Origin of the sequence: Planktotalea sp. (assembly GCF_049680325.1) — a bacterium.
Classification (GTDB): Bacteria; Pseudomonadota; Alphaproteobacteria; order Rhodobacterales; family Rhodobacteraceae; genus Planktotalea.
In genome coordinates this window covers 1-10,720 of sequence record NZ_JBAUHO010000050.1, presented here as the reverse complement: position 1 = coordinate 10,720, position 10,720 = coordinate 1, and the positions used below count along the sequence as shown (strand labels likewise).

Below are 10,720 nucleotides of genomic sequence, written 5' to 3'. Positions count from 1 at the left end.
GTTTGATATTGTGGATGAATGATGGCCCGCGTCTATCTGGATCATAATGCGACGACGCCTTTGCGCGCTCAGGCGCGCGAAGCGATGATTGCAGCAATGGATGCGATGGGAAACCCGTCATCCGTGCACGCCGAAGGTCGCGCTGCCAAGGCGATTATTGAACGCGCCCGCGCGCAGGTGTCCGCAGCCTTTGGCGCGGATGGTGCGGATATTGTTTTTACATCAAGCGCGACCGAAGCGGCGGCACTGGCCTGCGCAGGGCGTAATCTGGCGTCGGCAAGGGTCGAACATGACGCCGTGCTGAGTTGGACAAGCGGCGATCTGGGCGTTGGTGCGAATGGCGCGGTCGCGATTGATGATCCGGGGGCAAGTGCACTGCAACTGGCGAATTCCGAAACCGGTGTCGTTCAAGATTTGCCCGAAGGGCTAGCTGTGAGTGATATGACCCAAGCCTTTGGCAAACTGCCAGTCGCGTTCAATTGGTCAGGCGCAGATATGGCGCTGATTTCGGCGCATAAATTGGGCGGGCCAAAAGGTATCGGCGCGCTTGTGCTTAAACGCGGCCTTGATGTTGCGGCGCAGATCAAGGGCGGCGGTCAGGAAATGGGGCGCCGTTCTGGCACCGAAAATATCCTTGGAATCGCAGCCTTTGGTGCGGCGGCAGAAGCGGGCGAACGCGATTTGGAGGCCGGTGTTTGGGAGCGGGTTGAAAAACTTAGAAACATTCTAGAAAGCGCTCTTGCAGATCGGGCAAAACACACTATTTTTGTCGGGAAAGATAATAGGCGCCTGCCAAATACATCTTGTATCCTGACGCCCGGATGGAAGGGCGAAACGCAGGTCATGCAAATGGACTTGGCAGGGTTTGCGATTTCGGCAGGCTCGGCATGCTCAAGCGGTAAGGTCAAAGCAAGCGGCGTTTTAATGGCGATGGGCTATGACGAGCAAGACGCAGCTTGCGCTATTCGGGTCTCGCTTGGGCCTGAAACAACTGAACAAGAGGTGTTGGCCTTTGCAGATGCATGGCTGGCCCAACATGAAAAATTCCGCGCACGCGCTGCGTAAGTGAACACGAACAGGAGGCCGTCATGGCAGCATTGGACGAAACAGTTTTGGACTCGGGCGTTAAAGAGGGCGTCGATCAGGAAACCGTCGATGCGGTGCGCGAGGTTGGCGGCGCTTACAAGTACGGCTGGTCCACAGACATCGAAATGGACTACGCACCCAAGGGTCTGAATGAAGACATCGTGCGTTTGATTTCCTCCAAGAATGATGAACCTGAATGGATGCTGGAATGGCGCCTTGAGGCCTATCGTCGTTGGCTGACCAAGGTCGAGCCTGATTGGGCGATGGTCGATTATCCTGAAATCGATTTTCAGGACCAGTATTACTACGCGCGTCCAAAGAGCATGGAAGTGAAGCCGAAATCTTTGGATGAGGTCGACCCGAAACTGCTTGCGACCTATGAAAAGCTGGGCATTCCTTTGAAGGAACAGATGATCCTTGCAGGTGTTGAGGGCGCGGAAGAAATCGATGTGAACGCGCCGCGCAAGGTTGCTGTGGATGCGGTGTTCGATTCCGTTTCGGTTGGTACGACGTTTCAGGCCGAATTGAAAAAAGCGGGCGTTATCTTCTGTTCCATTTCCGAGGCGATCAAGGATCACCCCGAGTTGGTGAAGAAATATCTTGGCACTGTGGTGCCTGTCTCTGACAATTATTATGCAACGCTGAATTCTGCGGTCTTTTCCGATGGATCCTTCGTTTACATCCCGCCAGGTGTGCGGTGCCCGATGGAGCTATCCACCTATTTCCGCATCAATGCAGAGAACACAGGCCAGTTCGAGCGCACATTGATTATCGCCGATAAAGGCAGCTATGTCAGTTACTTGGAAGGGTGTACCGCACCCAAGCGCGATCAATCCCAGCTGCATGCGGCTGTGGTGGAAATCATCATCGAAGAAGATGCAGAGGTGAAATACTCCACCGTTCAGAACTGGTACCCGGGTGATGAGAACGGCAAAGGCGGGATCTATAACTTTGTCACAAAGCGCGCCGATTGTCGCGGCGATCGCGCCAAAGTGATGTGGACACAGGTTGAAACCGGCTCTGCCGTAACATGGAAATACCCAAGCTGCATTTTGCGCGGGGATGATTCACAGGGCGAGTTCTACTCTATCGCCATCGCCAACAACTACCAGCAGGCGGACACCGGCACGAAGATGATCCACCTTGGTAAAAACACCAAGAGCCGAATTGTGTCCAAGGGCATTTCGGCGGGTCATGCGCAGAACACCTATCGTGGCCTTGTTTCAATGCACAAAAAGGCGAAAGACGCGCGCAACTTTACCCAGTGCGACAGTCTTTTGATCGGCGATAAATGCGGGGCGCACACGGTGCCTTATATCGAGGTCAAGAATAACTCGGCCCGGGTCGAACATGAGGCGACGACGTCCAAAGTGGATGACGAACAGCTCTTTTACTGCCGCCAGCGCGGTATCGGCGAAGAGGACGCGGTGGCCTTGGTCGTGAACGGTTTCTGCAAAGAGGTGCTGCAAGCGCTGCCTATGGAATTCGCGATGGAAGCGCAGCAGTTGGTGGCGATTTCGCTTGAAGGGTCTGTTGGATGACCCAAAGCGATCTCATCGCAATTCTGGCGGAGCATTACAGTTCTGAACCAAGTCGTGGCAAAGCGTTGGAGATTCATCTCTTTGGGATTGAGTTTGCTGACGAATTGCTCGGGCAGGAAGTCAACTTGATTGCTGAATCCGCGACCGGGAAAGCTTCATATGGCACCGAAATTCGTAAGGGCATGAAACTTGCAAAATACGTGACGTTGAAGGCCTAAGACATGATCATAACAACAACCAATAACATCGAAGGCCACAAAATCTTGTCCTACAAGGGCATCGTTGTGGGCGAGGCGATCATGGGCGCGAATGTGGTTCGTGATGTGTTTGCTTCGATCACCGATATCGTCGGTGGCCGCTCGGGTGCCTACGAGAGCAAACTCCAAGACGCGCGCGACACGGCGCTGCGCGAGCTTGAAGAGCGCGCAACAGCGGTTGGTGCGACGGCAGTTGTCGGCGTTGATCTGGACTATGAGGTCGTCGGAAATTCCATGTTGATGGTCTCGGCCTCTGGCACAGCGGTGATTACAGACTGATGAACGCGCAGCTTTCCCTTCTTCAAACGGCTTTGCAGGGCATACCGCCCATGCAAATCGTTGATGTGGGTGCCAATCCGACCGAGGCACCCAGCTATCAGCCATTGGCTGAGGCAGGGTTGGCGCGTGTAACGGGGTTTGAGCCCAATCCCGAGGCTTTTACCAAGTTGGCCGCAAACACGCCGAAGTATGCCCAGTATATCAATGCTGCTGTCGGCTTGCCGGGCCGTCACGTGTTCAATGCCTATGCGGCCTCGGAAATGTCTTCTGTCTATAAGATTTGTCGCAAGGCAACGGGATTTCTAGGGAATTTTCGCCGTCATATTGGCACGGAAACCGAGATTCCAATGACTTTGAGTGCGCTGGATGATTTGAGTGCGGTTCCCCGCATTGATCTGCTGAAGATCGATGCGCAGGGCGCGGAATGCGACGTGATTGACGGCGCGCATGACAAGCTGAAAGACGCGGTCGCCGTAATTGCAGAAGCGCGGTTCTATCGGATCTATGAGGGCGAGCCGCTGCTGGGTGATCTGGATATTGCGCTTCGTAAACAAGGGTTTGTGCTGCATCGCTTTGTGTCGCCGAAAACCCGCATGTTGCCAAATTCGCAATTCCATCATGTGAACCGCAAGGCGATTGCCAGCCAGTGGATCGATGGGGATGCGGTCTATCTGCGCTCGCTTGAAGAGCCTGAAGATGTAAGCGATCAACAGCTTTGCTATCTTGCATTGCTGGCTTCGCAAGTTTTCCAAAGCCATGATCTGGCGCTCTTTGTTCTTGATGAAATGGTCACGCGCGGGCTTGTCCCGAGCGATCTGCCTGCGCGCTACGTTGCTGAGTTACCTCAGCGATTGCGTGCTTAGGAGGGACCGGATGAGCGAGAACAGCCCCACCATACCCCGTCCTGAATTGATTCTTCCTGAACAGGAAACGGCGCTGCTGCGCGCGGCCTATGAAGAGGCGCGCGTCATTCTGGAGTATGGGGTCGGTGGCTCAACGATACTGGCTGCTGAAATGGCGGGCAAGGTAATCACATCGGTTGAAACCGATCGGCACTGGGTGAAGACGTTGCAAGACTGGTTTGTGCAAAACCCTTGCAAAAGCAAGCCTGATATCATCTGGGCCAACATCGGACCGACCAAAGCATGGGGGCGCCCTGCGAATGAAGAACACTGGAAAGACTATGCCAAATATCCGCTAGAAATTTGGAGTCTGGAAGATGCGCCTTTGCCAGATGTGGTTTTGGTCGATGGCCGATTTCGCGCGGGCTGTGTCCTTGCGACGGCCTTTCGCTGCAATAAAGACACGCGGGTGTTGGTCGATGACTATAAACGCCGCGAAAGCTATCACGCGATTGAAAAGTTTGTCGGTGCACCGCGCATGACGGGCCGTATGGCCGAATTCGAAATAACCCCTACGCCGATCCCTGCAAAGCATTTGCTGGAGATCATCACACTCATGCAGGACCCATACTAGGGCCGCGAAACGTATCTGATCGAGGATGAATAATATGTTGAATATCAAAAACTTGCACGTCGGTCTTGAGGAAGAAGACAAGCAAATCCTCAAGGGCGTCAACCTGACGGTAGAAGCCGGAAAAGTTCACGCGATCATGGGTCCGAACGGCTCTGGTAAATCGACGTTGTCTTATGTTCTGTCGGGCAAAGACGGATATGAGGTGACTGATGGCAGCGCCACATTGGACGGTGAAGATCTATTGGACATGGATCCCGAAGAGCGCGCCGCAGCGGGTCTTTTCCTTGCTTTCCAATATCCTGTGGAAATTCCGGGCGTTGGCAACATGACGTTTCTGCGCACGGCAGTGAATTCCCAGCGCAAGGCGCGCGGCGAGGAAGAAATGAGCGCGACGGAGTTCCTGAAAGTGATCCGCGAGCGCGCCAAGTCGCTCAAGATTGATGCGGAGATGCTAAAGCGTCCTGTGAATGTCGGCTTTTCGGGCGGTGAGAAAAAGCGCAACGAGATCCTTCAGATGGCAATGCTTGAACCAAAGATGTGCATTCTGGACGAAACAGATTCAGGTCTTGATGTTGATGCGATGAAGCTGGTTGCAGAAGGCGTGAACGCGCTGCGCTCGGAAGGGCGTGGCTTTCTTGTGATTACGCACTACCAGCGTTTGCTCGATCACATCAAACCTGACGTGGTTCACATCATGGCCAATGGCCGCATCGTCAAGACGGGTGGCCCCGAACTGGCGCTTGAGGTCGAGCAGAACGGCTATGCTGATATTCTGGCTGAGGTGGCGTAAATGGCTTTGGCACAAACGAAAATTGATGCAACACAAGAGCGTTTGAACGCGCTTGAAATGCCGCAAGGGGGCTGGTCGTCAGCCGCGCGCGCCGACGCTTTGGCGCGCTTGCACGCGATGGGGCTGCCCGCACGGCGCGATGAATATTGGAAGTACACGCGCCCTGATACGCTGATACAGGCCGAGGCCCTTGAGGCCGCTGTTTTCGAGATTACGGATGAGCCACAGGTCTTTACTGATATTGATCGTTTGAAGATCGTCTTTGTGGATGGTGTGTTTGACCCCGAAGCGTCCGATGATCTGAGCCTTGAAGGCGTAAGCATCGAACGACTGGCCGATGCCAAGCAAAGCGATATCCACTGGGCGCAGGGGCTTTATGGTGTTCTTGAAAAGAACGGGCAAGACCCCGTTGAACGACCTTTGGCGACACTGAACACGGCATTCGCCAGTGACGGTGTCCTGATGCATGTGACGGGCAAGCCTAGCAAGCCTATCAGCCTGATTTATCGTCATGTATCAACGACTTCTGATGCGATCTTGCACCATGTTGTCAAGGTGGACAGCGGCGCGGAAGTGACCATTCTAGAGAATGGCCCGGCCGCAGCGCGGTTCAACAAATGCATGGAAATCGACATTGCAGATGGTGCCAAGCTGCATCATGTGCGCACGCAGGGACGCGATCATGAGCGCCGTGCCGCGACGCATATGTTTGCGCGTTTGGGCGCTGACGCTGCGTTCAAGAGCTTTACGCTTACGGTTAATGGCGTGATGACGCGCAATGAATGCGTGATCGAGCTTACGGGCGATGATGCGATCGCGCATGTGGCAGGCGCTGCGCTTGGCGATGGCGATTTTCACCATGACGACACGGTTTTTATCACCCATGACGCGGTGAATTGTGAAAGCCGTCAGGTTTTCAAAAAGGTCCTGCGCAATGGTGCGACCGGCGTGTTTCAGGGTAAAATTCTCGTGAAAGCAGGGGCGCAAAAGACCGACGGTTATCAGATCAGCCAAGCCTTGCTGCTTGATGACGACAGCCAGTTTCTTGCCAAGCCAGAACTTGAAATCTACGCGGATGACGTTGCCTGTTCACACGGTTCCACAACAGGTGCGATTGACGAAGATGCTTTGTTCTACTTGCGCTCTCGCGGTGTTCCGGTGGGCGAAGCAACAGACCTTCTGACCCTGTCGTTCCTTGCCGAAGCGGTGGAAGAGATCGAGGATAGCGCACTTGCAGAAGAAGTGAGCGAGCGCCTTGCCTCTTGGCTGACGCGTCGTCGTCGCTGATGCCCGTCACCTCGGACATCGTGGCCACCTATAAGGGTCCGCGCAAAGCCTTTGCGCGGATTTTGGGCATGGGACAACGCGAAGATCGCGCGTTGATGATGCTTATGGCGGGCTGCCTGATTGCCTTTGTCGCGCGCTGGCCAGCCTTGGCGCGCCAAGCGCATATGACGGGTGAGGACCTGAACATGATGTTGGGCGGCACGCTGATGGCATTGCTGTTTGTAGCGCCGCTGGCACTGTACGCGATTGCAGCGCTAAGCCATGTGATCGCCAAAGTTTTGCGCGGGCAGGGTGATTGGTATGGCGCACGTATTGCGCTGTTCTGGTCGCTTTTGGCGTCTAGCCCTTTGTTGCTGCTGAACGGATTGATCGAAGGATTCATCGGCCCTGGTCCCGGTTTGCAACTGGTTGGCTTTGCCTGGCTTGTGGTTTTCCTGTGGTTCTGGATGTCCGGGCTTGTTGAAGCGGAAAGAGCAAACTGATGTTGAATGCACTTGGCACATTTGCACTACGCACGATTAGCGAGCCGCGTGACGTGGCCGCTGAATTGTTAGGGATGCGTATCGAAAAGCAGACGCTTTGGATCGCATTGGGGCTGGTCGTGGTGTTGAACACGATTGTCTATCAGGTCGGGTTGATCGCTTCGCCGCCCAATTTCGAAATACCTGCTTTGTTTTCATCGCCTGTGCCATTTGCGATTTTGGTGGGTGTTGGTTTGGTCTTGAGTATCTATTCGCTTACCTATGCGGGCCGTATCTTGGGTGGCCAAGCAAAAGTGCAAGGCATGATGGTCCTGTTGATCTGGCTGCAATATTTACGGCTTGCCGTACAGCTTTTGGTGCTTTTGTTAATGCCAATCATGCCTGGCATTGCGGGGATACTGGTCTTTGGCGCATCGCTTTATGGAATGTGGCTGGTGTTGCAATTCGTAGATGTGGCGCACGGTTTTAATAATCTTTTTACAAGCTTCGGCACCTTGGTGTTTTCGGGTTTGGGGATCATGCTGGGCTTGGCAATTGTGCTGACGTTGCTTGGCGTGCAGAATATGGGACTAACACCTTATGTTTGATATAGACGCGATCCGCGCCGATTTTCCGATCCTGTCCCGCACCGTGAATGGCAAGCCTTTGGTCTATCTCGACAACGGCGCGTCGGCGCAAAAGCCGCAGGTGGTTATTGATGCGATCACACGTGCCTATGCCGAAGAATATGCCAATGTGCATCGCGGTCTGCACTATCTCAGCAATCTGGCAACCGACAAATATGAAGCTGTGCGCGGTATCATTGCGCGTTTCTTGAACGTTGCGGATGAAGAGCAGATCGTTTTCAATTCAGGTACAACCGAAGGCATCAACACCGTCGCGTATGGCTGGGCTATGCCAAACCTCAAAGAGGGCGACGAAATTATCCTCTCCGTGATGGAGCATCACGCCAACATCGTTCCCTGGCATTTTCTGCGTGAACGGCAGGGCGTTGTTATCAGATGGGTTGATGTGGACGCGCAGGGCGATCTTGATCCCGAAGCGGTGATCGCCGCCATGGGGCCGCGGACCAAGCTGGTTGCGGTGACGCATATGTCCAACGTGCTAGGAACTGTGGTGGATGTAAAAACCATCACTGAGGCAGCGCATGAGCGCGGGATTGCTGTGCTTGTCGATGGCAGCCAGGCAGCTGTGCACATGCCTGTTAATGTGGATGAGATCGGCTGCGATTTCTACGCGATTACGGGGCATAAGCTTTATGGTCCATCCGGCTCTGGCGCGATCTTCATGAAGCGTGAGCGCATGACCGAGATGCGTCCCTTTATGGGCGGCGGCGATATGATCCGCGAGGTCACAAAGGATACGGTTAGCTATAATGATCCGCCCATGATGTTCGAGGCCGGCACACCCGGAATTGTGCAGATGATCGGTCTGGGCGTAGCACTTGAATATATGATGGGCGTCGGGATGGACGCGATTGCGGCCCATGAAACCGACCTGCGTGATTATGCGAACGCGCGTTTGCATGGGCTGAACTGGATCAAGGTTCAGGGCAATTCGGCCACCAAAGGTGCGATTTTCAGCTTTACGATGGACGGGGCTGCGCATGCCCATGACATTTCGACGATTCTGGACAAAAAGGGCGTCGCGGTACGTGCGGGGCAGCATTGCGCAGGACCATTGATGGAGTTTCTGGATGAAAACGCGACCTGCCGTGCGTCTTTTGCGATGTATAACACGCGCGCAGAGGTTGATGCGTTGATAGACGCGCTTGAACTTGCGCATGATCTGTTTGGCTAACGCCTGATTTTTGACGTTGCGGGGCAGGGGCGGCAAAGTTATACCGCCCCCACGTGGCACCCATAGCTCAGCTGGATAGAGCGCTGCCCTCCGAAGGCAGAGGCCGCAGGTTCGAATCCTGCTGGGTGCACCAATAAAATCAATGACTTAGGTGTTTTTAGTCGACCGGTGAATATCTCTGGTTCACCACTGGTTCACCAAATTTCATGAGTGATAGGCTGCTTCGAGTCGGGTTGCCCAAGTTCATGGGATGCGACGCACGAGGGGCGAATTCTGTTGAAAAACTCTTGTTGATTTGAAGCTTGGCCACTGATTCAATTGTCCTTAGCAACGGGGGATAATGTCGATGTTGGGACCAAAGCAAGAAGCACAAGGCGCGTTGTTTTACGAGTTCTCGATTGATGACCATGTTCCCCAAGATCATCTACTGCGGTCGATTGACCGGTTCGTTGATCTGAGTGACATCCGTCAGTATTTGGCCGAGTTTTACAGTCACACGGGCCGCCCGTCGATTGATCCTGAACTGCTAATCCGAATGCTGCTGGTCGGCTATTGCTTTGGCATTCGATCACAGCGTCGGCTGTGCGAAGAGGTGCATTTGAACCTTGCCTATCGCTGGTTCTGCCGCCTCGACTTATCTGATCCAATCCCAAACCATTCAACCTTTTCCAAGAACCGACACGGGCGCTTTCGGGAAAGCAAACTACTCAGGCATCTGTTTGAGAAGACCGTTGCCCGCTGCATCGCAGATGGTCTGGTGAGTGGCCAGCGCCTTGCGGCTGATGCCAGCCTGATCGAGGCAGATGCAAACAAGCAGAACTCCACACCGAAGGAAGATTGGGATCCCAATGCTATAGATCCAAACGATGCGCCGCGTGCCGTGAAGGAGTATTTGAATGTCTTGGACGACGCCGCTTTTGGTGCAGCATCTGAGGTTGAGCCCAAGTTCACGTCCCATTCTGATCCCGCAAGCCAGTGGACCGCAGCTCGTAAAGGCCCTGCGTTCTTCAGTTATTCGACCAATTACCTGATCGACACAGACCACAGCGTCATAATTGATGTCGAAGGCACCCGATCAATCCGGCAAGCCGAAGTTGGCTCTGTGCGCACAATGCTGGATAGGATTAAGGATCTGCATGACATCGATCCTGAGCGATTGATCGCAGATAGCGCCTATGGATCAGGGCCGATGTTGGGGTGGTTGGTTGATCGCGACATCAAACCCCACATTCCAGTGCTCGACAAAGCAGGTCGAACAGACGGCACATGGTCCCGCACCGACTTTGAATGGGACCCAGATAACAACCAGTACATCTGCCCCAAGGGCGAACCACTTAAGCAGTTCCGGCGCAACTACTCAGACCCAAATCGCGGTCCTGACGGCAAAGGCGTCGCCAAGTATCGCGGACTGAAGCTGACCTGTCAGGCCTGCCCATCAAAAGCGAAATGCTGCCCTAACGCTGACTTCCGATCCATCACTCGCGAAGAACACGAAGACGCCCGACAGGTCGCCCGCGACATTGCCAAAACCAAGCAATACAAAGTCTCAATGAGCCTCCGAAAGAAAGTCGAAATGCTCTTCGCTCACCTCAAACGCATCCTTGGGCTGGGACGATTGCGATTACGTGGCCCATGCGGCGCAAATGACGAATTCCTACTCGCCGCAACAGCCCAAAACCTCCGCAAACTAGCCAAGATCTTTCCTGCACCGCAGCAAATGCG

At 54.2% G+C, this 10,720-nt stretch carries 12 protein-coding genes and 1 tRNA gene; all 13 read left to right on the top strand.

Features of this window, described 5'->3' with window-relative positions:
* Window positions 1-21: 21 nt before the first annotated feature.
* Window positions 22-1,065, top strand: a complete 1,044-nt coding sequence (locus tag WBC85_RS02230) for a cysteine desulfurase family protein (protein ID WP_424433049.1) — start codon at window positions 22-24, stop codon at window positions 1,063-1,065.
* A gap of 23 nt (window positions 1,066-1,088) precedes the next feature.
* Window positions 1,089-2,627 carry a Fe-S cluster assembly protein SufB gene (sufB, locus tag WBC85_RS02225; protein WP_424433047.1) on the top strand — a complete coding sequence of 513 codons (1,539 nt, stop codon included), beginning with the start codon at window positions 1,089-1,091 and terminating at the stop codon, window positions 2,625-2,627.
* Window positions 2,624-2,845 carry an HTH-like domain-containing protein gene (locus WBC85_RS02220; protein ID WP_424433046.1) on the top strand — a complete coding sequence of 74 codons (222 nt, stop codon included), beginning with the start codon at window positions 2,624-2,626 and terminating at the stop codon, window positions 2,843-2,845. Before sufB ends, WBC85_RS02220 begins: the two co-directional genes overlap by 4 nt.
* A gap of 3 nt (window positions 2,846-2,848) precedes the next feature.
* Complete coding sequence (locus WBC85_RS02215) at window positions 2,849-3,163, top strand: heavy metal-binding domain-containing protein (RefSeq protein ID WP_424433045.1); 315 nt, start codon at window positions 2,849-2,851, stop codon at window positions 3,161-3,163.
* 50 nt (window positions 3,164-3,213) lie between these two features.
* The gene (locus WBC85_RS02210; RefSeq protein WP_424433044.1) at window positions 3,214-4,026 is read left to right on the top strand and encodes an FkbM family methyltransferase; all 813 of its coding nucleotides are present in this window, start codon (window positions 3,214-3,216) and stop codon (window positions 4,024-4,026) included.
* A 10-nt stretch (window positions 4,027-4,036) separates the two neighbouring features.
* On the top strand, window positions 4,037-4,639 hold the full coding sequence (locus WBC85_RS02205) for a hypothetical protein (RefSeq protein ID WP_424433043.1): 603 nt from the start codon (window positions 4,037-4,039) through the stop codon (window positions 4,637-4,639).
* A gap of 34 nt (window positions 4,640-4,673) precedes the next feature.
* Window positions 4,674-5,429, top strand: coding sequence for a Fe-S cluster assembly ATPase SufC (gene sufC / locus WBC85_RS02200; protein ID WP_424433042.1), 756 nt, complete (start codon window positions 4,674-4,676; stop codon window positions 5,427-5,429).
* Window positions 5,430-6,716, top strand: a complete 1,287-nt coding sequence (sufD, locus tag WBC85_RS02195) for a Fe-S cluster assembly protein SufD (RefSeq protein WP_424433041.1) — start codon at window positions 5,430-5,432, stop codon at window positions 6,714-6,716.
* The gene (locus tag WBC85_RS02190; RefSeq protein WP_424433048.1) at window positions 6,716-7,198 is read left to right on the top strand and encodes a YIP1 family protein; all 483 of its coding nucleotides are present in this window, start codon (window positions 6,716-6,718) and stop codon (window positions 7,196-7,198) included. Before sufD ends, WBC85_RS02190 begins: the two co-directional genes overlap by 1 nt.
* On the top strand, window positions 7,198-7,785 hold the full coding sequence (locus WBC85_RS02185) for a YIP1 family protein (protein WP_424433040.1): 588 nt from the start codon (window positions 7,198-7,200) through the stop codon (window positions 7,783-7,785). The genes WBC85_RS02190 and WBC85_RS02185 overlap by 1 nt, the downstream gene beginning before the upstream one ends.
* The gene (locus tag WBC85_RS02180; RefSeq protein WP_424433039.1) at window positions 7,778-8,998 is read left to right on the top strand and encodes a cysteine desulfurase; all 1,221 of its coding nucleotides are present in this window, start codon (window positions 7,778-7,780) and stop codon (window positions 8,996-8,998) included. The genes WBC85_RS02185 and WBC85_RS02180 overlap by 8 nt, the downstream gene beginning before the upstream one ends.
* 56 nt (window positions 8,999-9,054) lie before the next feature.
* Window positions 9,055-9,131 (top strand) — tRNA-Arg (locus WBC85_RS02175).
* Window positions 9,132-9,344: 213 nt separating this feature from the next.
* Window positions 9,345-10,720 (top strand): transposase (locus WBC85_RS02170; protein ID WP_424433038.1); only part of this gene is annotated, 1,376 nt, incomplete at its 3' end.